Origin of the sequence: Kitasatospora sp. NPDC001603, assembly GCF_040298365.1 — a bacterium.
In the GTDB taxonomy this organism is placed as follows: Bacteria; Actinomycetota; Actinomycetes; order Streptomycetales; family Streptomycetaceae; genus Kitasatospora.
On sequence record NZ_JBEPAA010000052.1, the window covers coordinates 1 to 24541 of the forward strand.

Annotated in this window: 22 protein-coding genes; 13 read left to right on the forward strand and 9 right to left on the reverse strand. The window is 74.3% G+C overall.

Going from position 1 to position 24541, the window contains the following annotated elements:
* On the reverse strand, positions 1-281 hold a 281-nt coding region (locus ABT263_RS27310), incomplete at its 3' end, for an ATP-binding cassette domain-containing protein (protein ID WP_352294255.1).
* A 638-nt stretch (positions 282-919) separates the two neighbouring features.
* Here ABT263_RS27310 and ABT263_RS27315 point away from each other — a divergent pair.
* Positions 920-1774 carry a universal stress protein gene (locus ABT263_RS27315; protein ID WP_352294257.1) on the forward strand — a complete coding sequence of 285 codons (855 nt, stop codon included), beginning with the start codon at positions 920-922 and terminating at the stop codon, positions 1772-1774.
* A gap of 43 nt (positions 1775-1817) precedes the next feature.
* Here the strand turns inward: ABT263_RS27315 and ABT263_RS27320 are convergent, their stop codons facing one another.
* A complete protein-coding gene (locus tag ABT263_RS27320; protein ID WP_352294314.1) occupies positions 1818-3701 on the reverse strand; it encodes an APC family permease in 1884 nt (627 codons plus the stop codon).
* 391 nt (positions 3702-4092) lie between these two features.
* On the opposite strand from ABT263_RS27320, the gene ABT263_RS27325 reads away from it, so the two are divergent.
* The 3 genes from ABT263_RS27325 (at position 4093) to ABT263_RS27335 (ending at position 5814) form a co-directional block, all read left to right on the forward strand.
* A complete protein-coding gene (locus ABT263_RS27325) occupies positions 4093-4770 on the forward strand; it encodes a TetR/AcrR family transcriptional regulator (RefSeq protein ID WP_329491029.1) in 678 nt (225 codons plus the stop codon).
* Between the two features lie 152 nt (positions 4771-4922).
* Positions 4923-5117, forward strand: a complete 195-nt coding sequence (locus ABT263_RS27330) for a DUF1918 domain-containing protein (RefSeq protein WP_329491028.1) — start codon at positions 4923-4925, stop codon at positions 5115-5117.
* 49 nt (positions 5118-5166) lie between these two features.
* Positions 5167-5814: a DedA family protein gene (locus ABT263_RS27335; protein ID WP_352294259.1), complete on the forward strand. Its 648-nt coding sequence runs from the start codon at positions 5167-5169 to the stop codon at positions 5812-5814.
* Positions 5815-5830: 16 nt separating this feature from the next.
* Here the strand turns inward: ABT263_RS27335 and ABT263_RS27340 are convergent, their stop codons facing one another.
* Positions 5831-6574: a PIG-L deacetylase family protein gene (locus ABT263_RS27340; RefSeq protein WP_329491026.1), complete on the reverse strand. Its 744-nt coding sequence runs from the start codon at positions 6572-6574 to the stop codon at positions 5831-5833.
* A gap of 252 nt (positions 6575-6826) precedes the next feature.
* Here ABT263_RS27340 and ABT263_RS27345 point away from each other — a divergent pair, with 252 nt between their 5' ends.
* The 3 genes from ABT263_RS27345 to ABT263_RS27355 all read left to right on the forward strand — a co-directional run bounded on the left by ABT263_RS27345 (position 6827) and on the right by ABT263_RS27355 (position 10929).
* Complete coding sequence (locus ABT263_RS27345; RefSeq protein ID WP_502885875.1) at positions 6827-7471, forward strand: ArsR/SmtB family transcription factor; 645 nt, start codon at positions 6827-6829, stop codon at positions 7469-7471.
* Positions 7468-8790 (forward strand): MFS transporter, encoded by a 1323-nt coding sequence (locus ABT263_RS27350; RefSeq protein WP_352294261.1) that lies wholly within the window; start codon positions 7468-7470, stop codon positions 8788-8790. Before ABT263_RS27345 ends, ABT263_RS27350 begins: the two co-directional genes overlap by 4 nt.
* Before the next feature lie 108 nt (positions 8791-8898).
* Positions 8899-10929, forward strand: a complete 2031-nt coding sequence (locus ABT263_RS27355; protein ID WP_352294263.1) for an FUSC family protein — start codon at positions 8899-8901, stop codon at positions 10927-10929.
* Between the two features lie 82 nt (positions 10930-11011).
* Here ABT263_RS27355 and ABT263_RS27360 read toward each other — a convergent pair whose 3' ends face one another.
* Positions 11012-12415, reverse strand: a complete 1404-nt coding sequence (locus tag ABT263_RS27360; RefSeq protein ID WP_352294265.1) for an amidase — start codon at positions 12413-12415, stop codon at positions 11012-11014.
* Between the two features lie 308 nt (positions 12416-12723).
* On the opposite strand from ABT263_RS27360, the gene ABT263_RS27365 reads away from it, so the two are divergent.
* The 5 genes from ABT263_RS27365 to ABT263_RS27385 all read left to right on the forward strand — a co-directional run bounded on the left by ABT263_RS27365 (position 12724) and on the right by ABT263_RS27385 (position 17548).
* Complete coding sequence (locus ABT263_RS27365) at positions 12724-13683, forward strand: carbohydrate kinase family protein (protein WP_352294267.1); 960 nt, start codon at positions 12724-12726, stop codon at positions 13681-13683.
* Positions 13684-13844: 161 nt separating this feature from the next.
* Positions 13845-15638 carry a glycoside hydrolase family 35 protein gene (locus tag ABT263_RS27370; protein ID WP_352294269.1) on the forward strand — a complete coding sequence of 598 codons (1794 nt, stop codon included), beginning with the start codon at positions 13845-13847 and terminating at the stop codon, positions 15636-15638.
* Positions 15639-15782: 144 nt separating this feature from the next.
* The gene (locus ABT263_RS27375; RefSeq protein WP_329491019.1) at positions 15783-16130 is read left to right on the forward strand and encodes a GntR family transcriptional regulator; all 348 of its coding nucleotides are present in this window, start codon (positions 15783-15785) and stop codon (positions 16128-16130) included.
* On the forward strand, positions 16127-17101 hold the full coding sequence (locus ABT263_RS27380) for a DUF1648 domain-containing protein (protein WP_352294271.1): 975 nt from the start codon (positions 16127-16129) through the stop codon (positions 17099-17101). The genes ABT263_RS27375 and ABT263_RS27380 overlap by 4 nt, the downstream gene beginning before the upstream one ends.
* Before the next feature lie 60 nt (positions 17102-17161).
* A complete protein-coding gene (locus tag ABT263_RS27385; protein WP_352294273.1) occupies positions 17162-17548 on the forward strand; it encodes a hypothetical protein in 387 nt (128 codons plus the stop codon).
* On the opposite strand, the gene ABT263_RS27390 is transcribed toward ABT263_RS27385, so the two are convergent.
* From ABT263_RS27390 to ABT263_RS27410, 5 genes are all read right to left on the reverse strand, one after another.
* The gene (locus ABT263_RS27390) at positions 17529-17891 is read right to left on the reverse strand and encodes a GvpU-like protein (protein ID WP_329491017.1); all 363 of its coding nucleotides are present in this window, start codon (positions 17889-17891) and stop codon (positions 17529-17531) included. The genes ABT263_RS27385 and ABT263_RS27390 overlap by 20 nt on opposite strands.
* A 201-nt stretch (positions 17892-18092) precedes the next feature.
* On the reverse strand, positions 18093-18296 hold the full coding sequence (locus ABT263_RS27395) for a cold-shock protein (RefSeq protein WP_042388274.1): 204 nt from the start codon (positions 18294-18296) through the stop codon (positions 18093-18095).
* A gap of 322 nt (positions 18297-18618) precedes the next feature.
* Complete coding sequence (locus ABT263_RS27400) at positions 18619-19938, reverse strand: aldehyde dehydrogenase family protein (RefSeq protein WP_352294275.1); 1320 nt, start codon at positions 19936-19938, stop codon at positions 18619-18621.
* 167 nt (positions 19939-20105) lie between these two features.
* Complete coding sequence (gene glmS / locus ABT263_RS27405) at positions 20106-21932, reverse strand: glutamine--fructose-6-phosphate transaminase (isomerizing) (RefSeq protein WP_352294277.1); 1827 nt, start codon at positions 21930-21932, stop codon at positions 20106-20108.
* A gap of 44 nt (positions 21933-21976) precedes the next feature.
* A complete protein-coding gene (locus ABT263_RS27410; protein WP_352294279.1) occupies positions 21977-22261 on the reverse strand; it encodes a hypothetical protein in 285 nt (94 codons plus the stop codon).
* Between the two features lie 249 nt (positions 22262-22510).
* On the opposite strand from ABT263_RS27410, the gene asnB reads away from it, so the two are divergent.
* Positions 22511-24361 (forward strand): asparagine synthase (glutamine-hydrolyzing), encoded by a 1851-nt coding sequence (asnB, locus tag ABT263_RS27415; RefSeq protein ID WP_352294281.1) that lies wholly within the window; start codon positions 22511-22513, stop codon positions 24359-24361.
* Positions 24362-24541: the final 180 nt, after the last annotated feature.

A 24541-nucleotide genomic window follows, 5' to 3' on the forward strand; every position in this document is an offset into this window, starting at 1 on the left:
CCGGTGACACCGATCGCGGCGCGCACCGCCTGCGGCGCGGTGGCGATGTCGTGGCCCGCCACCCGGGCCTGTCCGCCGTCGGCCCCGATCAGGGTCGAGAGGATCTTGACGACGGTGGTCTTGCCGGCCCCGTTCGGGCCGAGCAGCGCGAACACGGACCCGGCCGGGATCCGCAGATCGATGCCGTCGAGGACGGTCTTGTCCCCGTAGGACTTGCGCAGACCGACGACGGAGACGGCGGTCGGTGGCAGGTGGCCGTCGGCCCGCCTGGGTGTGGGCATGGCGGATGAAGGCATGAGCCCTCCCGTTCGAGAACTGACGTGACTGGGGCGTGTGCGAGGTGGCGGTGCCGGGGCTCAGCCCGCGGCGCGGAGGAGGTCGATGGTGCTCTGCCGGGTGTGGTTCTTTCGGACCACGACGTAGTCGATCGTCTCCGGGATCACTGACGCCGCGAGGCCGATGACGCTATGGTGGCACCACTATGGCGCCATCCGCAAGCCTTTATGGCACCCACCCCGACATAGGCCTCACACCAGGCACTTCCGGGCCTCCCAACTGCCCGATCCTGGAGCAAGCACCACCCAACGACCGGGCACCCAGCACCCCGCAGCCCCTGGAGGCAGCACCCGTGGCACCTCATGACGCCTCATGACACCGGATGACACCAGATGGCACCACCCCTTGCGCCAGGCGATGCCACGACGCCACCCGCAGGCACCCCACCGGCCCACCCGACATCCGCCCCGGCCCCCGGCCCTCCCGGACGAGCACCTGGCCCCCGACCCGCGACCGCGACCCCGACCCGCCCGCCCTGCCACCGCGCGGGTTGCGGCATAGCCTGGACGCAGGACCGGACGCGGTGCCCGTGCGAGCACCGGGCTGCCCCGCGACGCCGCCCCGCAGTCAGGAGGAGCCGGCCATGAGAAACCCCGTCGTCGTGGGCGTCGCCGCCTCGCAGTCGAGCCTGGAGGCCGTGGACTGGGCGTCGGACGAGGCCTGGCTGCGCAACGCGCCGCTCCGCGTGGTCCACGCCTGGTTCGGTGAGGCGGCACACGCTCCCGCGGGTCAGGAGACCCGGCTCAGCAAGGACGCGGGCGCCGGCCTGCTCGACGCGGCCCGCGAACGCGTCCTGCTGAGGCACCCCGGCCTCGCCGTCGTCACGGAGCTGGTGGACGACCATCCGCGGCAGGCGCTGGCGGCAGCGGCCGAGGAGGCCCTGCTCCTGGTCCTGGGCGCCCGGGGTACGGGGGGCTTCCCCCGCCTGCTGCTCGGCTCGACCAGTCTCCGGGCCGCCGGCCACGCCTCCTGTCCGGTCGTCGTCGTGCACGACACCGGGGCCGGCGCCGGCGGCGGCGGCGTGCTGGTGGGCGTCCAGGGCAAGGGACACGACGACGAGGTGCTCGCCTACGCCTTCGACTCCGCGCGGCGCCGGAACCTCCCCCTGTTCGCCGTCCACGCCTGGGCCTATCCGCTGGTCGCCGGGCCCGCGCACGACCTCCCGCTGGTCTACGAGGAGGCGGACATCGCCGCCGAGCACGACCGGCTGCTGGCCGAGGTGCTGGCCGGCCCGCGCGAACGGTTCCCGGACGTCACCGTGACCGCGACCGCGGTGCGTTCCAACCCGGCCCGCGAGCTGGTCGCCGGGTCGCAGACCCAGCGACTGGTCGTCGTCGGACGCCACGGTGAGCAGCGCGGACCGCTCGGCAGGCTGGGCTCGACCAGCCAGGCGGTCGTCCGGCACGCCGGCTGCCCGGTCGCGGTCGTTCCGGTCTGAGCGCCCGCCCCGCCTCGACGCCCGTAGCCCCCCGGATTCCCGCTCACCCGACGTGGACGCGGGGGCGGCGGCCGCGGTCCGGCTCGGCCTCCCGCAGCACCTCGCGGGTGACCGGCGCGACCTCGCCGTGGCCGAACAGGAAGAACCGCAGGAACTGGGCGAACGGGTTGCCCTCGGTCCACTCGAAGTAGATGTGCGGCTGCTGCCCCGTCCGGTCCCGGACTTCCATCAGGAGGGCCGCCAGGGCGTTCGGCACGCTGGAGCTCTCCAGGGTGAGCACCCGGTAGCGGTCGTGCAGGACCTCCCCGTGGACCTTCAGGACGGTCTCGAACTCCGACGGGTCGAGCACGGTGACCTCGACGAAGACCAGGTCGTCCTCGGCGGGGATGTCGTTGTCCGCCCGGATCTGGCGCTTCTTCTCCTGGTACTCCGCGAGGTCCCGGCTGTTCGGCTCGTTGGCGATCAGGCGCAGCGGGCGGTGCGTGTAGTCGCGGACGAACCGCTCGGCGGCCTCGTCGAACGCGACGTCCGTCACCCGCAGCTCGAAGGCCCGCTTGAGCCGGGAGAGCAGCGACAGCAGGATGATGCCGGCGATGAAGCAGGCACCGATCTTGACGCCGTCCGGCCGCTCGGCGATGTTCAGCGCCGTGGTGTAGACGAAGACGGCCGCGATCACCGCGAAGCCGATGGTCCAGTTGCGCTGGCGGGCCTTGTGCGCGGCGATGGTGACGGCGATCGCGGCGGAGCTGATCAGCACCAGCACGCCGGTGGCGTACGCGCCGCCCTGCGCGTCGACGCTCGCGTCGAAGATCCAGGTCACCAGGAAGGCGATCAGGGTGAGCACGATGACCATCGGCCGCACCGCCCGCGCCCAGGCCGGCGCCATGCCGTAGCGCGGCAGGTAGCGGGGCATCAGGTTGAGCATGCCCGCCATCGCCGACGCGCCGGCGAACCAGAGGATGAGGATCGTGGCCAGGTCGTAGACGCTGCCGAAGGCGCTGCCCAGGTACTCGTGCGCCAGGTAGGCCAGGGCCCGGCCGTTGGCCTCGCCGCCGGGCTCGAACGCCGCCTTCGGGATCAGCAGGGTGGTGATGAAGCTGGTGGTGATCAGGAAGACGCTCATGATCAGCGCGGCCGTGGTCAGCAGCTTCCGGGCGCCCCGGATCCGGCCGGTCGGCCGTTCCTCGGTGTCCTCCGGATCGCCCTCGATGTGCGGCATCACCGCGACGCCGGTCTCGAAACCGGACAGGCCGAGCGCGAGCTTGGGGAAGGTGATCAGTGCGACGCCGATCATCGCGACCACGTTGCCGTGCTCGGTGGTCAGCGCGTCCGACCAGTCGGTGACCAGGTGCGGGGAGCGCGCGACCTCCCAGAGCCCGGTGGCCACCACGACCACGTTCAGCGACAGGTAGATCGCGACCAGCACCACGGCCAGGCCGATCGCCTCGCTGAAGCCCTTCAGGAAGACGCCGCCCAGCAGCGCGACCAGGACGAGCGTGATCAGTACCTGCCGGCCGCTCAGCGCGCTCTGCAGGTGCGGGTTCTCCACCAGGTGCGCGGTGGCGTCGGCGGCCGACAGGGTGATGGTGATCATGAAGTCGGTGGCGGCGAAGCCCAGCAGCGCGAGGACGAAGAGCTTGCCCTTCCAGAACGAGAGCAGCCGCTCCAGCATCGCGATCGAGCCCTCGCCGTGCGGGGACTCCTTCGCGACCCGCCGGTACACCGGCAGGGCGCCGAACAGCGTCACCAGCACCAGCACGATGGTCGCCACCGGGGACAGCAGGCCGGCCGCCAGTGCGGCGATGCCCGGCTGGTAGCCGAGCGTCGAGAAGTAGTCCAGGCCGGTCAGGCACATCACCCGCCACCAGCGGGCGCCCTGGTGCTCGACGGGCGCCTGCGCGTGCGGCCCGGGGTACTGCTTGGCCATGTCGGCCAGCCCGTCCAGCAACCACGCACGCAAGCGCTGCCGCCCCGACGCCGCGGCCCCCGGATCGGCTGAACCCGACGAAACCAAGCCGCACCCCTGTCCACCGACCCACGCCGCCTCACCGTCGGGCGACGGCAAGGCGACAGGGTATGCGGCTCGGATCAGCGGACCGGGCAGCGCCGGGGCGATGTCGCCGCAATGGCGGAACACTCTCCCCCGGCCGCACGCACCCGGCCCCGGCAGCAGGTGTCACCGCCCCGGCGGCCGGACGGCGACGACCCGCCGTCGAGCGGGCGACGGACAGGTGGGCCGAAGCCCCGCGGCGAAGAATACGAGCACGGCTCACAGCGATGATTGGCCCGTGGAACACCCGATGCGGCACAGTGGCCCCATGAGCGCGGACACGAGGAGTCACCGGGTGGCCGGGCAGGGCGGACCGGGCCGGCGGCGGCCGGTGCAGCAGCGCAGCCAGGAGCGCTACGAGCGGCTCCTGGACGCCTGCGCGGGGCTGCTCGACGAGGTCGGCGCGGCCGCGCTCACCACCAAGGAGGTCGCGCACCGCGCCCAGGTGCCGATCGGCACGCTGTACCAGTTCTTCGCCGGCAAGGAGGACCTGCTGGCCGCGCTCGCCGGCCGCAACCTCGACCACTACCTGGAGCGCCTCGACCGCCGGCTGCTCGACGCGGCGCCGACCGGTACCGCGGGGTTCACCGACCTCGCGGTGGACGAGTTCGTGGCGATGAAGCGGGCCGTCCCCGGCTTCGGCCAGGTCGACTTCGGGCTGGCCGGCGCGGCCGTGCCCGCCGGGGTCCGGGACGACCTGCACCTGCTCGACACCGACCTCGACAACAACACCGCCGTCGCGCTGCGCCTCCAGGCCCTCGGCGGCGACCTGTTCGCGACGGCCGACCCGGCGGCGCTCACGCTCGCGCTGCGGGTGGCCCTGGAGGCGGCGGACGCCGTGCTCAAGCTCGCCTTCCGGAGCGCTCCGGACGGGGATCCGGCGCTGATCGGCGAGTGCAAGCGACTGGTCCGCTGCTACCTCGCCGAGCAGTTCGGGCCCCACTGACCGGGCCCGCCCGGCGACGTCGACCGGCCCACGACGACACCCGCCCCCCAGGCACCGGCCGCACGGCCAAGCCGTTGCGGGCCCGCCCCCGCCGCAGCAGAGTGGAAGCAGAACGGCCGCCCGCGCGGCCATCGCGACCCGAGGAGCAGACCATGCACGCAGCGGTAGGTGACCAGCTCCACATCCACAGCAGGGCGGTGGGCATGGTCGACCAGAAGGGCGAGATCATCGAGGTGCGCGGCGCGGAGGGCGAGCCGCCGTACATGGTCCGCTTCGAGGACGGCCACACGGGGCTGATCTACCCCGGCCCCGACTGCAACATCGAGCCCCGCCAGGCGCTCCGCTGAACCATCCGGCCGCCACCCCGGGCCTGACCGGCGCGGGGTGGTGAGCCACGTGTCCGAGCCCGCACTGCCCAGCCCGCTCGCCGGGCTCGCCCCGCTGCTCGACGAGTACGGCTACGCGGCCGTGGCGCTCTTCGTCCTGCTGGACAACTGCGGCATCCCCGCGCCCGGCCAGACCATCCTGGTGCTGGCCGCCGTCTACGCCGGCGCCGGGCACCTCGACCTGGCCACCGTGGTCGGGATCGCCTTCGCGGCCGCCGTCCTCGGGAACAGCCTCGGCTACCTGATCGGCAGCACCGGCGGCCGCGCCTTCGTCCACCGGTGGGGCCGCTACGTGCTGCTCACCCCCGCCCGGATGGAGCGCGCCGACGGCTTCTTCGCCCGGCACGGCGGCAAGGTCGTCACCGTGGCGCGCTTCGTGGACGGGCTGCGCCAGACCAACGGCATCATCGCCGGCACCACCGAGATGCCCTGGCGGCGGTTCCAGCCGTTCAACGTGCTCGGCGCGGCGCTCTGGGTGGGGGTCTGGTCCGCCTTCGGCTACCTGGCCGGGGCCAACATCGGGGCCGTGTACCGGACGGCGGTCCGGTACCAGCTGTGGCTGCTGGTCGCCGTCGGCGTGCTCTGCGCGGCGCTCGCCGCCCGGCAGCTGCTGCGCCACCGGCGGCGCCGCCGCGAGCACGCCGACCACGGCTCCTGATCCCGCGCGGCACGCCTCAGCGCAGCGGGAACACCTCGAAGGGGACGGCGAACCGGGTGCCGAGCCGGCTGCCGGCGCCCCGGCCGAAGCCCTCCAGGAACTCCTGCGGATCGGCCATCGCACCGCCCAGCCCGGCCAGGTACGCCTTGTGCTCGGCGAGCGAGGCGACGCCCTTGTCGAAGTGCTCGGTGGTGTCCACGGCGTGCCGCGACTCGGGCGAGCCGGCCGCCCAGACCGCCCGCACCCCGTTCCACGGCTCGTACCCCTCGGCCACCAGCTCGCGGAACACCCAGCGGTTGGCGGCGTCCCGGACCGCGTCCAGGGTGGCCCGGCCGACCGCGATGTGGTCGGCCTGGTTGAGGAAGACCCCGCCGTACGTCTCGCGGAAGTTGCTGGTGATGACGATGTCCGGGCGGTGGCGGCGGACGGCCCGGGCGATGTCCCGGCGCAGCGGCAGCCCGTACTCCAGCACCCCGTCCGGGTGGCCGAGGAACTCGACGGTGTCGACGCCGACCACGGCGGCGGAGGCGATCTGCTCGGCCTCGCGGAGCGGGCCGCAGTCCTCGGGGCTCATCGAGTCGATGCCGGCCTCGCCGCTGGTGACCATCACATAGACCACCTTCTTGCCCTGGGCCGTCCAGCGGGCGACGGCGGCGGCACCGCCGTACTCCATGTCGTCGGGGTGGGCGACGACCGCCAGCGCGGTCTGCCAGTCCTCGTCGACGGGCTCGAACGGCTCGGGTGCCTGCTGGTCGTTCATGGTGGTGCCGCCTCTCGGTGTCGCGCTCCGCACAGTCTCCGGGACCGCACGGTGGTCATACAGTCGTACCGCTGGCGACTCTAGAAGATCACCGCCCCAGGCGGGCCGACGTGCCCCGGAGGACGTCACTCCGGTTCTCCGCCCGCCTCCGCACGTCCCCACACTCCTCCGGGCCTCACTCCCGGGCAACTTGCAGAGCATTCTCTGCAGAGATGCCTATGCAGAGAACTCTCTGCACCCTACGATGGCGTCATGGCCGAACACCCCGCCCCCACCGAGCCGCCGGACCCGACCAAGCCCCAGCCGCAGCCGCAGCCGCCGGCCGACCGGCCGCTCCGCCGGCTGGACGCCCGCAGCCTGCGCGGGCTGGCCCATCCGCTGCGGATGCGGATCTTCGAGCTGCTGAAGCTGGACGGTCCCGCCACCGCCACCCGGCTCGCCGAACGGCTCGGCGAGAACACCGGCACCGTCAGCTGGCACCTGCGCCACCTCGCCGAGCACGGCTTCATCGAGGAGGACACCGGACGCGGCACCAAGCGCGAGCGCTGGTGGCGGCGGATCCCCGTCCGCAACGAGCTGAACACGGCCGAGTTCCGGGACGACCCGGACAGCCGGGGCGCGGTCGCGCTCTACACGCACGAGCTGGTGCAGCAGTACTTCAACCGCGTCACCTCCTACCTCAGCGAGGACTGGGCGGGCGACTGGCGCAACTCCGGCACCATCGCGGACTGGACCAACCTGCGCCTGACGCCGCCTCAGCTCAAGGCCCTCAACGAGGAGTTGTTCGAGGTGATCGGCCGCCACACCCCCGCCCCGGACGCCGACCCGGCGCCGGACGCGCTGCCGGTCGTGGTGCAGCTGCAGTCCTTCCCCCGCACGTCGCGCGGTGCCGAATGAGCGCCGGCGCCCGCGGCTCGCTGCTCCGCCGCAACCGGGACTTCCGGCTTCTCTTCACCGGCGAGGTCGCCGGCAGGTTCGGCGGCGCCCTCACCAATCTGTCGTTACCGCTGATCGCCGTCGGCGTCCTGCACGCCGGCGCCTTCGAGGCCGCCCTGCTGGTCGCCGCGAAGTGGGTGCCCTGGCTGCTGATCGGCCTGCCGGCCGGCGCCTGGGTCGACCGGATGCGCCGACGGACGGTCATGCTCGTCTCCACCGCCGTCTCCCTGGTGCTCCATCTCACCGTCCCCGCCGCCGCCGTGCTCGGCGTCCTCACCACCGGCCAGCTCCTCGCGGTCGCCACGGCGACCGGCGCCGCCGAGGTCTTCTTCCAGACCGCGTACACCGCCTACCTCCCCACCCTCGTCGCCGAACCGGACCGCGCCGAGGGGAACGCCGCCCTGCACGGCAGCGCCTCGGCCGCCCAGATCGTCGGGCTCGGCGCCGGCGGCGCCGCCGCCCAGACCTTCGGCCCGGTCAACAGCCTGCTCGCGAACACCGCCACGTTCCTCCTCTCGCTCCTCTCCACCGCCGCCATCCGCACCCGCGAGCCCGCCCCGGCGGCACGCCGCGGCGACCACCCGGGCACCGCGCCGAGCCCCCGCCCGAACCTGCGGCGCGAGGTCTCCGAGGGCCTGCGCCTGATCACCCACGACGTCTGGCTGCGCACCTTCGCCCTCCACGGCGCACTGGCCAACATGGCCCTGATGGCCTACCAGTCGATCCAGGTCGTCTTCCTGGTCGAGCAGGCCCGTCTCTCCGACGGCGCGATCGGCGCGGTGGTCGGCGCCGCCGGCGCCGGCGGCGTCCTCGGCGCGGCCGTCGCCCGCCGGGTCGGAGCCGCGATCGGCACCGCCCGCGCCCTGATGCTCTTCCTGTTCTGGGTGCCGATGCTGGCCCTGCTGATCCCGCTGACCGGGCCGGGCGCCGGTGTCGCCTGCTACGTCCTCGGCGGTTTCGCCGTCTCGGCGGGCATCGTCGCCGGGAACGTCCTCCGGGCCACCTTCCAGCAGCGCCACGTCCCCGCCCGGGTGCTCGGCCGGATCAGCGCGAGCGGTTCCTTCCTCAACTACGGCGCCATCCCCCTCGGCGCCCTGGCCAGCGGCGCGACCGCCTCCGCCGTCGGGGTGGTGCCCGCGATGTGGCTGGCCACCGCCGCCGTCCCGCTCGCCGCCGCCGTCCTCTGGCTGTCCCCGCTGCCCCACCTGCGCGACCTCCCGGACGGCTCCGCCGCGCCGGCCACCCCGGCCGCCTCCCCCACGCCGGTCGGCCGACCCTGACGGGGCGGCACCCCGCCCCCCGGCACCCCGCCCCCCGGCGCCGCGACACCGAGCCGTCCGGCGCGCCGACACCGGGCCCGCCCCGGCCCGGAGCCGTACGTTTCTCGTATGGCACGGAGCGCACGAGCCGGCCGGCTCGCACCCCCCAGCTGGCTCACCGCGGGCCTGCGCCCGCACCCCGCGCCGATCCCCTGGGCGGCCGTCGCCCGCGCCGCCGTCGCCCTCTCCGCACCGCTCGCCGTCGGCCTCGCGGCCGGGCAGCCCCAGTACGGCGCGCTGGCCTCCATGGGGGCGCTCTCCGGAGTCATCGGCGACACCGCCGACGCCTACCGGATGCGGGTCTACAACATCGCCGTCCCCCAGCTCTTCGGCGCCGTCGGCGTCACCCTCGGCACCCTGGTGTACGGGGAGGGCTGGCTCGCCGTCGTCGTGCTCACCCTGATCGCGCTGGTCTCCGGCATGATCTCCTCGATCGGTTCGGTCGCCTCGGTGTCGGGGCTGCTGCTCCTGCTCAACGCCGTCGTCGGGGCCGGCCTGCCGATGCCGGCGCCCTGGTGGAAGCCGCCGCTGCTGCTCCTCCTCGGCGGCCTGGTGGTGCTCGCGCTCACCCTGTTCGCCTGGCCGCTGCGCGGTGGCGTCCCGGAGCGGACGGCGGTCGCGCAGACGTACCGGACCGTCGCCGACTTCCTCCGGGCGGCGGGCACCCCCGCGCACGACGAACGGCGCCTGGCCGTCACCCACTCGCTCAACCAGTCCTACGACCTGCTGCTCGCCCACCGCACCCGCCGGCACGGCCGCTCCCCCGGCCTCACCCGGCTGCTCGCCCAGCTCAACGCCGTGATCCCGGTCGTGGAGGCCGCCTCGGCGGCGAAGCTGCGCCCGGCCTCGCTCGGCCCGCTGCCGGACGCCTACCAGGCGGCCGCCCGGGCCCTGGCCGACACCGTCGAGCGGGGGCGGCCCGGCGAGCCGCACACGCTGGACCTGCCACCGCCGACCGGTCCCTCGGAGCGGGCCGTCGACCAGGCGCTGCGGTACGCGGCCGCCGTCGCCGGGGAGCCCGCGCCGGACCCGTTCGGCGGGGCCGACCGGCTCGGCCGCCCCGCCGTGCTGCACGTCCGGGCCCGCCGCACGACCCGCGCGGCCCTGCTGTCCGGGGCGTCCTGGCGCTACGGCCTGCGGCTGGCCCTGTGCATCGGCGTCGCCCAGACGCTGGTCTCGGTGATCGCCGTCCCCCGCTCGTACTGGGTGGCGCTGACCGTCACCTTCGTGATGAAGCCCGACTTCGGCTCGGTCTTCTCGCGCGCCGTGCTGCGGGCGTTCGGCACGGCGGTCGGCCTGCTGATCGCCATCCCGGTCCTCGCCGAGGTGCCGCGCGGGTGGTGGGACGTGCCGACCATCGCCCTGCTCGCGATGCTGATCCCGGCGTTCTCCGCGAAGGGCTACGCCTTCCAGACCGCGGCGATCACCCCGGTCATCCTGCTCCTCTCCGACCTGCTCAACCACCAGGGGTTCCGGCTGGTGGCGCCCCGGCTCTACGACTCGCTGATCGGCTGCGGGGTCTCGCTGATCGCCGGCTACCTGCTCTGGCTGGAGTCCTGGCACACCCGGATCGGCGACCGGCTCGCGGACGCCGCGGCGGACACCGCGGCCTACGTCAGGCTGGCGTTCGACGCGGACCCCGGCCGGGACCAGTCGGCCCGGCTCCGCCACCGGCGCCGGCTCTACCGCGACCTGTCCGCCGTGCGGTCGGAGTTCCAGCGGGCGCTCACCGAGCCCCCGCCCACCGGGGCGCGGGCCGCCGCGTGGTGGCCGCTGGTCATCGCCGTCGAGCGGATCGTGGAGGCCACCACCGCCACCCGGGTCCGGATCGACCACGGGGTGCCCCCGCCGCCGGCGGCCGAGGTCGCCGCCATCACCCGTGAGCTCGACGAGCTCGCGGCGGCCCTGCGCGCCGACGCTCCGCGACCCGCGACCCCTCCGCCGTCCGACCCGGCCGCCGGCACCGGGCGGACCGGCGGAGAGGCCGGGCCGGAGACCGGCGAGGAGTCCGGCGGAGAGTCCGCCGAGGACGGCGTGCTGGCGCCGCTACGCCAGGAGGTGCGGGCCGCCCGGGCGATCGCCTCCCCGGGCCCGGGCTGAGCGCCGGCACCCCCCTCACGCGGGACGCCTCCCCCGGCCCGGCTTGAACACGCACCACGCGGGCCGCCTGCCGACCCCGCGCTCAGTCCTGGATCCGCTGCCAGGGCCGGTCCGCCTCCAGCGCGAACGCCAGCTCCAGCAGCAGCCGCTCCCGGCCGTGCGCGGCCGACAGGTGCACCCCGATCGGCAGCCCGTTCCCGGCCGACTCGGCGGGCAGCGAGATCCCCGGACCGCCCGTCACGTTGTTCACCGGGGTGAAGGCCACGTACCGGCCCAGCCGGTCCAGCAGCTCGTCGAACGCCACGTTCGGGCTCAAGTGCCCTATCGGCGGCGCGACATGGGCCAGCACCGGCGAGAGGATCACGTCGTGCTCGCGGAACAGTCCGCCGTACTCCGCCTCCGCCTGCCGGAGCCGGCGCAGCACGCCGGGCGTGCGCAGGAACTCCCGGTGGAAGCGCCGCCGCAGCCCCGTGGTCAGACCGTCCAGCTTCCGCGCCTGGAAGCCCGGGTCCAGCAGCAGCCGGCCGGTGGTGGCGATCATGAAGGCGATGCAGCCCCAGTAGAGCGTGAAGTCGCGGGAGAAGTCCTCGCCGAACGGCAGCGTCGCGGGCGTGACCTTGTGCCCCATCGCCTGCAGCCGCGCCGCCGTCCGCTCGACCGCCTGCCGGGTCGGCCCGTCGGTGACGGCGATCGGGGAGTCCACCACCAGGCCGACCCGCAGCGGCCGGTCCCCCGGGCCCTCCACCAGTCCGAGCGGCGGCAGCGCCGGATTGCGGTGGTGGAGTTCGGCGGCGGCGAAGAAGGCGGCGGTGTCCCGGACGGAGCGCGTCACCACACCGTCCGTCACCAGGTCGATCGGCAGCCGGCGGCCCTGGTCGTTGGCGACCAGCCGGCCGCGGGTCGGCTTCAGGCCGACCAGGCCGCAGCAGGCGGCCGGTATGCGGATCGACCCGCCGCCGTCGTTGGCGTGCGCGATCGGCACGACGCCCGCCGCGACCAGCGCGGCCGCGCCGCCGGAGGAGGCCCCCGGCGAGTGCGAGGTCCGCCACGGGTTGCGGACCGGCCGGGCCTCGGCGAACTCGGTCGAGGCGTTGAGGCCGAACTCCGGCATCCTGGTCTTGCCCAGCACCGCCAGGCCGGTGCTGAGGAACTGCTCGGCGAAGCCGGCGTCGCGCCGTGCCGGCTTGGCGCGGAACGCCGAACTGCCCTGCCCGGTGGGCATCCCCCGCAGGTCCACGTTGTCCTTGAGGTAGCTCGGGACCCCGAACAGCGGGGCCCCACCACCGGCCGGGGCGCTGCGCGGCTGGCCGTACGACGCGAACGCGACGGGTGCCAGCGCCGCGTCGACCCGCTCGGCGCGCGCCGCCGCGGCGGCGGCCAGCTCACCGGGAGCGACCTCGCCGGACCGTACCAGCGCCGCCAGCGCGACCGCGTCGTGCTCCCCCAACGCGTCGTCCCCGAACGCGTGGACCCGCTCCTCGGCCATCCGAACTCCCCATCCCTACCGGTCGGTAATACCGCGCGAGTTCCGCAGTCTAGGCGTGCTCCGCCCGCCCGGACACCCCACCGGACAGCCGGGCGGGCGGGCCCGGCGACCGGCCCTGGTCCGGGATGCCCGATCCGACGCACCGTGAGCGACGCCGTGAGCAGCGCCCGCCCGACGCCGTGCGGGCCTTCGGTGCTCCCGCCCCGGCGGCATCCCCCCGTACGCTGAGGTGCCCCGGGAACACCCCTGCGGTGTCGCCCGGGACGCCCGGCAGCACCCAACGAGCCCTCTCCCGAAGGCGGTCCGCCATGACCCGACTCCCGGTCGCCGTACTCGGCGAGTGCGTCGCCGACGCGTTCACCGACTCCTCCGCCGAGCGGCGCCCCGGCGAACTCGCGCTGCGCGTCCTGCCCGGCGGCGGCCCCGCCAACACCGCCGTCGCGCTGGCCCGGCTGGGCACCCCGACCCGCTTCCTCGGCCGGATCTCCGCCGACCCCTTCGGGGCGCTGTTCCGACAGCACCTCGACTCCTCCGGCGTCGACCTCGGCGGCAGTGTCGCGGCGGCCGAACCCAGCACCCTGGCCATCGCCACCGTGGACGAACTGGGCCAGGCCCGCTACTCGTTCCACGCCGAGGGCACCGCCGACTGGGCCTGGACGCCGGCCGAGCTCGGCGCCCTCCCACTGGCCGGCGTGGGCTGTCTGCACACCGGCTCGCTCGCCCTGGTCCGCGAGCCCGGCGGCCCCCGCGTCGAGGAGTTGCTGACCCGGGCCCCCGGCCGCCCGACCGTGTCGATCGACCCCAACGTGCGTCCGCTGCTGGTCGATCCGGCACGCTACCGGTCCCGGCTCCCGCACTGGTGCGCGGCCGCCGACATCCTGCGGCTCAGCGCGGACGACCTCGACGTGCTGCTGCCCGGCGTCAGTCCCGAACGCGCCTGCGACGACTGGCACCTGGCCGGTGTCCGACTGGTCGTGATCACCCTGGGCGGCCGGGGCGCGCTGGCCTCGCTGGACGGCGAGCGGCTGACCGTCGACGCCCCGCGGACCGACGTGGTCGACACCATCGGCGCCGGCGACGCCTTCACCGGCGGCCTGCTGCACCACCTCGGCGGGATCGGCCGGCTCGGCGGCCGCCTCGACGGGCTGACCCCGGAGGAGGTGCACGACGCCTGCCGCTTCGCCGCCCGGGTGGCCGCCCTGACCTGCTCGGTCGCCGGCCCCAACCCACCCTGGCACGCCGACCTGCGGGACCGGGCCGACTCGTAGCCCGACGCCCCGCACCGGCAGGCCGTGCGCCGGCATCCCGTCGGCCGCCCCGGGTAGGCTCCGAAGATCACCCGTACACCGACCGTCGGCCCCTCGACCCTCGCCCGGCACACCACGATCACTCCGCGATCCCACCGTGCTCCCACCGAAGGCAGGCCCCCTTGCTCGACTACGACGACACCGGGTTCCGCCGCGCCGGCGCCCCGCACCGGATCATCTCCGGCGCCCTGCACTACTTCCGCGTCCACCCCGACCTCTGGGACGACCGCCTGCGCCGGCTGCGCGCGATGGGCGCCAACACCGTCGACACCTACGTCCCCTGGAACTTCCACGAACTGTCCTCCGGCGAGGTCGATTTCACCGGCTGGCGGGACATCGCCCGGTTCGCCGGGCTGGCGCGGGCGAACGGCCTGGACGTGATCCTGCGCCCCGGCCCGTACATCTGCGCGGAGTGGGAGTTCGGCGGCCTCCCGGCCCGCCTGCTCGCCGCCGACGGCATGCGGCTGCGCTGCGCCGACCCGGCCTTCCTGGCCGAGGTGGACGGCTGGTTCGACGCCGTGGTGCCCGAGATCCTGCCACTGCTGGCGAGCCGCGGCGGCCCGGTGGTCGCCGTCCAGGTCGAGAACGAGTACGGCAGCTACGGCGACGACGCCGGGTACCTGGCCCACCTGCGCGACGGCCTGCTCGGCCGGGGCCTGGACTGCCTGCTCTTCACCACGGACGGCGCCGAGGACGCCATGCAGCAGGGCGGCGCGATCCCCGGCCAGTTGGCCACCGCCACCTTCGGGTCGCGGGCCGCCGAGCGCTTCGCCGTCCTGCGCCGCCACCAGCCCAAGGGCCCGCTGACGGCGATGGAGTTCTGGATCGGCTGGTTCGACCGCGTCGGCGGGCCGCACCACGTCCGCGACGCCGGGGAGGCCGCGCGCTCCCTCGACGAACTCCTCGCGACCGGCGCCTCGGTCAATCTCTACATGGCCCACGGCGGCACGAACTTCGGCTTCTGGTCGGGCGCCAACCACTTCGGCGCCCATCCGTACGACGCCGGGTACGAGCCCACCGCCACCAGCTACGACTACGACGCTCCGATCGGCGAGGCGGGTGAACTGACCGAGAAGTTCCACGCGTTCCGGTCCGTCATCGCCAAGTACGCCCCACTGCCGGACGCGGCGCTGCCGGAGCCCGCCCCGCGCGTCGCGCCGCAGCGGCTCGCAGGCCCGACCGGCCGCACCCGCCTGCTGGCCTCCCTCGACGCGCTGTCCACGCCGGTCCGCAGCGCGACGCCGGAGCCGATGGAGCGGGTCGGCCAGTCCCTCGGCCTGATCCACTACCGCACCCGGGTGCCCGGCCCCCGGCCGGCCGCGGCGCTGCGGATCGACGGGATTGGCGACCGGGCCCACGTCTTCGCCGACGGCGTGCCGCTCGGCGTCCTGGACCGCAACGCCCCCGGCGGGACGCTGCCGCTGGAGAGCGGCCCGGCCGGTGCGGCGCTCGACATCCTGGTGGAGGCACTCGGCCGGGTGAACTACGGCCCTCAGCTGGACGACCGCAAGGGCATCGGCCGCGGCGTCTCGCACGGCTCCCAGCGCCTCTTCGACTGGGAGATCCGCCCGCTCCCGCTCGACGACCTGGGCCCGCTCGCCTTCGGTGACGCCACCGCACCGGCCGCCGCCGGCGACCCGGTCTTCCACCGCTTCGAGGCCGCGCTGGCCGCCCCCGCCGACGCCTTCGTCGCCCTCCCGGACTGGGGCCGGGGCCTGCTCTGGCTGAACGGCTTCCTGCTCGGCCGCTACACCCGGCAGGGCCCGCAGCGCACCCTCTACGCGCCGGCCCCGCTCTGGCGGGCCGGCCGCAACGAGCTGGTCGTCCTCGAACTGGAGACCCACGGGGAGGCGGTCGAACTCCGCGACACGCCGGACCTCGGCCCCACGGCGGCGGCGCCCAGCGCGGACTACTGAGGCCACCCGGAACGCCGAGCCCCCGGCGCCCGGAACCCGGCGGGCCCCCGCCCCGCGAACGGCCTCGGCCGGCGCGGACGCGGCGGTCCGGCCGCTCCCTCGGCGATGGCACTATCGCCATATGGTGCTACTGTCGATATCACCATGTTGCTCAAGCTGGACCTCACCGACAACCGCCCCCTGCACGAGCAGGTCGCGGGTGCGATCCGGCGCGCGATCGCCGAGGGCGAGTGCGCGCCGGGCGACCGACTGCCGCCCGCCCGGGAGCTCTCCCGCGCGCTCGGCGTCAACGCCAACACCGTCCTGCGGGGCCTGCGGGCCCTCCGGGACGAGGGAGTGCTGGAGTTCCGCCGGGGGCGCGGCGTGACCGTCGCCGGCGGCGCCGGCCAGCGCGCCGAACTGGCCCGGCAGGCGGCCGAACTGGTCGCCGAAGCGGCCCGCCTGGGGTACAGCCGGGCCGATCTCGTCGAACTGATCAGGAGGCTGCCGTGAGCAGTGGGGGGAACCGGAATCGTGGAGCGCGCTGGAGCGCGGCGGCCTGGGTGGCCGGCGTCCTGGGGGCGCTGGTCGCCCTGCCGCTGAGTGCCGCCGGGCGGCTGCCCGAGCGGGTGGCCACCCACTGGGGTGACGGTGGGCACCCGGACGGCTCGCTGCCCCGCTGGGCCGTCCCGCTCTTCCCCGCCCTGATCTGGGCGGTCCTGGTGCTGGTCCTCGCCCTGCTGACCAGGCGCACGACCCTGCCGGCGCGCCCCTGGTTCGGCGCGACGCTGCTCTTCACCGGCGTCCTGCTGACCGGCGCCCAGGCCGCCATCGTGCACGCCAACCTGGACCGCGCCGACTGGGCCGAGGCCGACGGGGTCGGCGCCGCGGTCGCCCTGACCCTGGGCGCGGCCCTGCTCGCCGGTCTGCTGGGCCTGCTCGTCGGCCGGCGCGGCACGACGGCCGCCGCGGCCCCGGCCGGCGGACCGGTGCTCGACGTCCCCGTGGGAGAGCGGTTCGTCTGGCTCTCCTGGACGACCAACCCCTGGCTCCAGCTGACCGCCGCCGTGTTCGGTCTGGCCTCGGCGGCCGGGGCGATCGCCGCGGCCGGCGGCCTCATCGACGCCCCCTGGGCGGCGATCGCCCCGCTGGCCCTCGTCGCCGCGGCGGTGCTCGGCTGCTCCTCCGTCCAGGCCCGGGTGACGCCCGAGGGCCTGGAGGTGGCCTTCGGCCCGGCGGGCTGGCCGGTCCGGCGCTGGCCGGTCCAGGACATCGAGTCGGCCCGCGTCGAACAGCGGACGCCCGCCCAGGTCGGCGGCTGGGGCTACCGGCTGAGCGGGCTGGGCACCACCGTGATGCTCCGGCGCGGCGAGTGCCTGGTCGTCCACCCGCGCACGGGCGCGGAGTTCGCGGTCAGCGTCGACGACGCCGAGCGCGGCGCCGCCCTGCTCAACACCCTCGCGGCGCGGCGGGCCGACAGGTGACCACGCCCGGCCCAGCCCCGAAGGAACCGCGTGCCCGGCAGGAATGCGCCCGGCCCACCGGTGGTTGACGCTACGCCGCTGCTGACGGCGGAGACGATCGCCGAGTTCGGCCCGGTCCGGACGACCGGCGTCGACCTGGTCACCGGTGAGCGCGACCACTTCGGCCTCGGCTTCGAGGCGCAGGGGTCGCGCTACCCCTTCCTGGGGCCGGACGCCTTCGGACACAGCGGCGCGGTGGGCGCCCAGTCGTTCGCCGATCCTCGCAGCGGAGTGGCGTACGGCTACACCCGCCGCAGGTTCGGCACCGAAGGCGGTGGTGCGCCGGAGACCCACGCGCTGGCCGCGGCCGTCCTCCGCGCCGCCGCCTTCGGTGCGCTGAGGGCGGGTGCCCGGCCGGCCTGCGCGGCCGGCCGGGCACCCGCCACCGTCACTGGTCCGAGTAGCTGAGGTCCCCCAGGGTCCAGCTGCTGACGTCGTCGATCGCGATGCGGTACATCCCGCCGGTGTGCGGGAGGCCGAAGCTGCCCTGCAGGATCTTGGCGAGGTGCAGGTGCAGGTGGGTCACCGGGGCGTCGGCGTCCGTCACCGCGTCGGCGAACAGCGGCGCGAAGGGTTTGAGGTGGTCGGACGCTTCCAGGACTTCGGCGACTCGTTCCCGCCAGACAGTCTCGGCGGCGAGCCGCCCGGTGATGACTGCGCCGGGGACGACCACGGTGATCGGCATCTGATTACTGCCCGTCGACTCCACCATCGCGGTGATACTGATGAGCAACGGATCCGGGTTCGGCATACCGCCAGGCTAACGGACCGGACCCGGCGGAGTCAGGGTCCCGGGCCCGCCGGCTTCGCTCCGGCCGGTCCCGGCGCCGCCGGGCGGTCGCGGGCGCCCACGGCCGCCCGGCCCGCGCCCGGGAACGCCGAAGGGCCTGCACCGTGCGCGAAGCGCAGTGCAGGCCCGTGCTGTTCGGCCGGGGCCGCTCAGCGGTGCGTACTACAGGGGGCGAATGTTCTCCGCCTGCGGGCCCTTCTGGCCCTGCGTGACGTCGAACTCGACCTTCTGGCCCTCGAGCAGCTCACGGAAGCCCTGGGCGTTGATGTTCGAGTAGTGGGCGAAGACGTCCGGGCCGCCACCCTCCTGCTCGATGAAGCCGAAGCCCTTCTCCGCGTTGAACCACTTCACAGTGCCATTAGCCATAAAAATTCTCCTTGAAAGGGCAAATCCGGAGCTTCGCACCTCGCGAAGTCCCGCGTCGCCGCGATGAGGCCCACCCGAGGAAAATCCGGGGAAAACAAAAATGCGCCAGCGGTTACAACCGGCAGGCGCACACAGAGTTCATGGGAACCAAAACTGCAACTGACGTCGACTGTAGCAGGTGCGGGCGCGAAACGGGGTCCTTTTCCGGGCGCGTCCGCGGTGTGGCATCCGGCACCGTCCGGCCCGGCCGCGCGCGGCCGGTTCCGAACGCGGGAGCCGCCCGCCCCGGGAGGCGGGCGGCTCCCGGGGCGGGCCCCCGGGCTCAGCCCAGCGGCTTGTCGAGCACCGCCTTGGTGTGGCTGAACGTCGCCAGCGAGTACTCGCCGTGGTAGTTGCCCATGCCGCTCTCCCCGACGCCGCCGAACGGCAGTTCGGGCACGGCCAGATGGGACACCGGAAGGCCGAAGACCAGGGCACCGGAGGAGGTCTCCTCGGCGAGCCGGCGCTTGGTCGTCTCCGACTCCGTGAAGGCGTAGAGCGCGAGCGGCTTCTCCCGCGCGGTGATGAAGGCGATCGCCGCGTCGAGATCGGCCACCTCCAGCACCGGCAGCACCGGGCCGAAGATCTCCTCGCGCATCACCGGGGCGTCCGGATCCACGTCGGCCAGCACGGTGGGCTCGATGAAGCGGGTGGCCCGGTCGTGGCCGCCGCCGGTGACCACGCGGCCGTCGCCGAGCAGCGCGGCCAGGCGGTCGAAGTGGCGGGTGTTGACGATCCGGCCGTACTCGGGATCAGCCGCCGGGTCCTCGCCGTAGAGCGCGCGGACGGCCTCGGCCAGGTGCCCGGCCAGCGCGGGGCCGGTGCCGCCGACGGCGAGGACGTAGTCGGGGGCCACGCAGGTCTGGCCGGCGTTGAGGAACTTGCCGGCGGCCAGCCGCCGGGCGGTGACCTCGAGGTCGGTGTCCGGGTCGACCACCACCGGGCTCTTGCCGCCGAGCTCCAGGGTCACCGGGGTCAGGTGGCGGGCGGCGGCGGTCATCACGATCCGGCCGACCGCGCCGTTGCCGGTGTAGAAGATGTGGTCGAACCGCTGCTCCAGCAGGGCGGTGGTCTCCGGGACGGCGCCCTCGACGACGGCGACGGCCTCCGGGTCGAGGTAGCGCGGGAGCAGCCGGGCCAGCGCGGCCGAGGTGGCGGGGGCCAGCTCGCTGGGCTTCACGAGGACGGCATTGCCAGCCGCCAGCGCGCCCACCACCGGGGCCAGGGCGAGCTGGAGCGGGTAGTTCCAGGGCGCGATCACCAGCACCACGCCGAGCGGCTCCCGGACCACCCGGGCGGTGGCCGGGCGGAACGCCTCGGGGACGTCGGCCGGCCGCGGGCTCAGCCACTCGTCCAGGTGCCGGACGGTGTGGTCGAGCTCGTTGAGGGTGAAGGCGATCTCCGTGCGGTACGCCTCGGCGGGTCCCTTGCCGAGGTCGGCGTGGAGCGCCGTGAGGAGATCGTCGCTCCGCTCGGTGAGCAGCGCGCGCAGGGCGCCCAGTTGCTCCCGGCGCCAGGCGACCGGGCGGGTCCGGCCGCTCGCGAAGGCGGCGCGCAGCCCGGCGACGACGGTGGCGGGATCGGATTCGGTGATGGCCTTCATGAGAGTACTCCCGACAGGAAATTTTGAAGCGCTTGATAGTTGACAATATCAAGCTTCTGTCGACAGTAGGCCGAGATGGTTGGCAAAGTCAATCATCTCCGGGACCGGCGCGGCCGCCCGGGCGCGCGACGCACCCGGGCGGCCGGTTCCGTGCGGCCGGGCGGCCGCTACTCGACCGTCACGCTCTTCGCCAGGTTGCGCGGCTTGTCGACGTCGCGCTTCAGCGCCACCGCGGCGTAGTAGGCCAGCAGCTGGAGCGGGATGTTGAGGAGCAGCGGGTCCAGCTCCGGCTCGCTCTTGGGCACCAGGACGCAGTGGTCCGCGAGCTTGGCCTCGGGCCGGCGGTGGGCGACGGCCAGCACGCGGCCGGAGCGGGCCTTGATCTCACCGAGGGTGGTGAGGTTCTTGTCGAGCAGCTCGTCGTCCGGGACCAGCGCGACGGTCGGCAGCTCGGGGCTGATCAGCGCGAGCGGGCCGTGCTTCAGCTCGCTGGCGGGGTAGGCCTCGGCGTGGACGTAGGAGATCTCCTTGAGCTTCTGCGCACCCTCGCGGGCCACCGGGAAGCCGCGGACCCGGCCGATGAACATCATGCCCTCGGACTCGGCGTACGCGGCCGCGAGCTCGGCGATCTCCTCGCCCTGCGCGAGGATCTCCCGGATCTGGTCCGGCAGCGCCTTCAGCCCGGCCACGATCCGGCGGCCGTCGGCGGGCGAGAGGTCGTGGATGCGGCCGAAGTGCAGGGCGAGCAGCGCGAAGGCGACCACCGTCGAGGTGAAGGCCTTGGTGGAGGCGACCGAGATCTCCGGTCCGGCGTGCAGGTAGATGCCGCCGTCGCACTCGCGCGCGATGGCGCTGCCGACGGTGTTGACCACGCCGAGCACCCGCCCGCCCTTGCGCTTGATCTCCTGGACGGCGGCGAGCGTGTCGTAGGTCTCGCCGGACTGGCTGACCGCCACGTACAGGGTGTCCGCCTCGATCACCGGGTTTCGGTAGCGGAACTCCGAGGCCGGCTCGCTGTGGGCGGGGATCCGGGACAGCTCCTCGATCAGCTGGGCGCCCATCTCGCCGGCGTAGTAGGCGGAGCCGCAGCCGAGGATCTTGACCCGGCGGATCTCGCGCAGCTCGCGGGCGTCCAGGTTGAGACCGCCGAGGTGGGCGGTGGCGAAGCGCTCGTCGAGGCGGCCGCTGAGGGTGCGCTCCACCGAGCCGGGCTGCTCGTGGATCTCCTTGAGCAGGAAGTGCTCGTAGCCGCCGGTGTCGTAGGAGTCGATCTCCCAGTCGACGGTGGACGGCTGGCGGTGGGTGGTGCGGGCGTCCTCGGTGAAGGTGCGGAAGCCGTCGGCGCGGACGGTGGCCAGCTCGCCGTCCTCCAGGTGGACGACCTGGCGGGTGTAGCGGACGAGGGCGGAGACGTCGGAGGCGGCGAACATCTCCTTCTCGCCGATGCCGAGCACGATCGGGCTGCCGTTGCGGGCGACCACGATCCGGTCGGGCTGCTCCGCGTCGAGCACGGCGATGCCGTAGGTGCCGACCACCTTGCCGAGCGCGGCGCGCACCGCGTCCTCCAGCTCCGCGCCCTCGGCGGCGTGCGCGGCGATCAGGTGGGCGAGCACCTCGGTGTCGGTCTCGGAGCGGAACACCGCACCGTCGGCGGTCAGCTTGGCCCGCAGCTCGTCGGCGTTCTCGATGATGCCGTTGTGGACGACGGCGATGCGCTCGGCGTTGTCCAGGTGCGGGTGGGCGTTGGCGTCGCTGGGCACGCCGTGGGTCGCCCAGCGGGTGTGCCCGATGCCGGTGGTGCCCTTGAACCGGGCCGGCACGGCGGCGGCGAGGTCGGCGACCCGGCCCTTGACCTTGCGGAGCTTGAGGCCGCCGGTGCGGCCGGTGACGGCCACGCCGGCCGAGTCGTAGCCGCGGTACTCCAGCCGGGCCAGGCCCTCCAGGAGGAAGGGGGTCGCGTCCTTGGGGCCGATGTAGGCCACGATTCCGCACATCTGGGTGGACTCCTTGAACGGGGAGGGCGAGGGGGCGACGGCGGTCAGCCGTAGACGATCCGGCGCAGCTGGCGGGCCGAGAGCCCGGGCGCCGCGACGCGCCGGGCGGGCAGCTCCTCGGCCAGCCGGGCGAAGATCTTCTCGTTGGTCAGGCCGCGTGCCTGCAGCTCGCCGTGGCGGCGGCGGACGTACTCCTCGGTCGTCTCGGAGAAGTACGCCAGCACCTCCGCCACCACCCGCGCCGCCTCGCGGGGCCCGAGCGGGCTGGTCCGGGTGAGGTGGGCGAGCAGGTCTTCGTGAGGGTGCGAGGAGCCGGGTGAGCTGGACACGAATGGGGAGCCTAGGCCGGACCGAGCCGCGAGATCAAAGATCCTGCCCGATTTCGGGCAGGCCTTGCGACATTCGGAGCACGCGGGGCGCCCGAAGCCCCGTCCGGCCCTCGGGGGGCGGCGCGCCACCCCGACCGGCGCCGGCTCGCCACCCGGCCGACACACCCTTGTAGCGACACCACTACGCCCCGTAGCGTGATACTCCGCATACGCATCGGAGATGCGTAGCGGAAGACCGGAGGCTTGCTGATGTGCGGGATCACCGGATGGGTCGACTTCGAGCGCGACCTCACCGCCCAGCGTCCAGTGCTGGACGCGATGACGCGGACCCAGCTCTGCCGCGGCCCGGACGCCGGCGGCGCCCACCTGGAGCGGCACGCCGCGCTCGGCCACCGCCGCCTCGCCGTGATCGACATCGAGGGCGGCACCCAGCCCATGACCGTCGAGCACGAGGGCCGCGTACTGGCCGCCCTCACCTACAGCGGCGAGGTCTACAACCACCGCGAGCTGCGCGCCGAGCTGGAGGCGGCCGGCCACCGGTTCCGCACCCGCAGCGACACCGAGGTGGTGCTGCACGCCTACCTGGAGTGGGGCGAGGGCCTGGCCGAGCGGCTGAACGGCATGTTCGCCTTCGCCGTCTGGGACTCCCGCCGCCAGGAGCTGCTGCTGGTCCGCGACCGGATGGGCGTCAAGCCGCTGCACTACTTCCGGACGCCGCACGGCGTGGTCTTCGGCTCCGAGGCCAAGGCCGTGCTGGCGCACCCGGACGTCCGGGCGGTGGTCGACCTGGACGGGCTGCGCGAGATGCTCGCCGTCAGCCGGACCCCCGGCCGCACCCTCTACCGGGGGATCGCCGAGGTGCGGCCCGGCCACGTCGTCCGGGTGCGCAGCCAGGGCGTCACGACCCGGCGGTACTGGGCGCTGGAGGCCCGCGAGCACACCCACAACCTGGAGACCACCGTCGCCACCGTCCGCGCCCTGCTGGAGGACATCGTCCACCGCCAGCTGGAGGCGGACGTCCCGCTCTGCTCGCTGCTCTCCGGCGGGCTCGACTCCAGCGCCGTCACCGCCATCGCCGCCCGGGCGCTGCGGACGGCCGGAGCCGGCCCGGTGCGCTCCTTCGCGGTCGACTTCACCGGCCAGAGCGAGAGCTTCCGGGCCGACGCCGTCCGGTCCACCCCGGACGGCCCGTACGCGCGGATGCTGGCCGGGCACGTCGGCGCCGACCACCACGTCATCGAGCTGGACAGCGCCGCGCTCACCGACCCGGCGCAGCGCTCCGCCGTACTGCGGGCCCGGGACACCCCCGGCGGCTTCGGCGACATGGACGTCTCGCTGCTGCTGCTCTTCCGGGGCGTGCGCGAGAAGTCCACCGTGGCGCTGTCCGGCGAGTCCGCCGACGAGCTGTTCGGCGGCTACCGCTGGTACCACGACCCGAAGCTGGTCGCCGCCGACGACTTCCCGTGGGTGGACGCGGTCACCCAGCTCGGCGGAACCGGCGCCGGCCCGCGCGACCAGCTGCTGGACCGGGGGCTGGCCGAGAAGCTCGACGTGGCCGAGTACCGGCGGGCCCGCTACCGCGAGGCGCTGACCGAAGTCCCCCACCTGCCCGGCGCCGACCCGGTGGAACGCCGGATGCGCGAGATCTCCTACCTCAACCTCACCCGCTTCGTCTGCGTCCTGCTGGACCGCAAGGACCGGATGAGCATGGCCAACGGCCTGGAGGTCCGGGTGCCGTTCTGCGACCACCGGCTGGTCCAGTACGTCTTCAACACCCCCTGGGCGATGAAGAGCTTCGACGGCCGGGAGAAGAGCCTGCTGCGGGCCGCCGTCCGCGACCTGCTGCCGGCCGAGATCGCCGACCGGGTGAAGAGCCCGTACCCCGTCGTCCAGGACCCGCACTACCCGGCGCTGCTGCGCGCCGAACTCGCCGAGCTCGCCGCCGACCCGGGCGCCCCGGTGCTCGGCCTGCTGGACCGCCGGGCGCTCACCGACGCACTCGCGCCGGACACCGACCCGCAGTCCGTCCGGCTCGGCGTCGACCTGGCGCTGGACCTCAACGCCTGGCTGACGGAGTACCAGGTCTCCCTGGAACTGTGAGCGGCCGTCACCTCCGGACGGCGGCGTGCCGGGTGCCCGCCGTCCGGGTGGTGACCGCCGGGCATCCCGCTTCGTTGACCGGGTGCGACGTGCGATAGCGTCGCCGACACCTCCCGAATGGCTGCCCAAAACGCGGATTCCCGCCCCCGTGGCGTCAGGATGGGGAGCGAACCGTCCGTC

What these genes read in the sequence shown, in the direction of transcription:
- ABT263_RS27355 (WP_352294263.1), top strand. Translation starts at nt 8,899, where the DNA reads ATGGCACGGAGCGCACGAGCCGGCCGGCTCGCACCCCCCAGCTGGCTC.
- ABT263_RS27320 (WP_352294314.1), bottom strand. Translation starts at nt 3,701, where the DNA reads ATGGCCAAGCAGTACCCCGGGCCGCACGCGCAGGCGCCCGTCGAGCAC.
- ABT263_RS27315 (WP_352294257.1), top strand. Translation starts at nt 920, where the DNA reads ATGAGAAACCCCGTCGTCGTGGGCGTCGCCGCCTCGCAGTCGAGCCTG.
- ABT263_RS27340 (WP_329491026.1), bottom strand. Translation starts at nt 6,574, where the DNA reads ATGAACGACCAGCAGGCACCCGAGCCGTTCGAGCCCGTCGACGAGGAC.
- ABT263_RS27330 (WP_329491028.1), top strand. Translation starts at nt 4,923, where the DNA reads ATGCACGCAGCGGTAGGTGACCAGCTCCACATCCACAGCAGGGCGGTG.
- ABT263_RS27360 (WP_352294265.1), bottom strand. Translation starts at nt 12,415, where the DNA reads ATGGCCGAGGAGCGGGTCCACGCGTTCGGGGACGACGCGTTGGGGGAG.
- ABT263_RS27350 (WP_352294261.1), top strand. Translation starts at nt 7,468, where the DNA reads ATGAGCGCCGGCGCCCGCGGCTCGCTGCTCCGCCGCAACCGGGACTTC.
- asnB (WP_352294281.1), top strand. Translation starts at nt 22,511, where the DNA reads ATGTGCGGGATCACCGGATGGGTCGACTTCGAGCGCGACCTCACCGCC.
- ABT263_RS27375 (WP_329491019.1), top strand. Translation starts at nt 15,783, where the DNA reads ATGTTGCTCAAGCTGGACCTCACCGACAACCGCCCCCTGCACGAGCAG.
- ABT263_RS27400 (WP_352294275.1), bottom strand. Translation starts at nt 19,938, where the DNA reads ATGAAGGCCATCACCGAATCCGATCCCGCCACCGTCGTCGCCGGGCTG.
- ABT263_RS27345 (WP_502885875.1), top strand. Translation starts at nt 6,827, where the DNA reads ATGGCCGAACACCCCGCCCCCACCGAGCCGCCGGACCCGACCAAGCCC.
- ABT263_RS27395 (WP_042388274.1), bottom strand. Translation starts at nt 18,296, where the DNA reads ATGGCTAATGGCACTGTGAAGTGGTTCAACGCGGAGAAGGGCTTCGGC.
- glmS (WP_352294277.1), bottom strand. Translation starts at nt 21,932, where the DNA reads ATGTGCGGAATCGTGGCCTACATCGGCCCCAAGGACGCGACCCCCTTC.
- ABT263_RS27390 (WP_329491017.1), bottom strand. Translation starts at nt 17,891, where the DNA reads ATGCCGAACCCGGATCCGTTGCTCATCAGTATCACCGCGATGGTGGAG.
- ABT263_RS27365 (WP_352294267.1), top strand. Translation starts at nt 12,724, where the DNA reads ATGACCCGACTCCCGGTCGCCGTACTCGGCGAGTGCGTCGCCGACGCG.
- ABT263_RS27325 (WP_329491029.1), top strand. Translation starts at nt 4,093, where the DNA reads ATGAGCGCGGACACGAGGAGTCACCGGGTGGCCGGGCAGGGCGGACCG.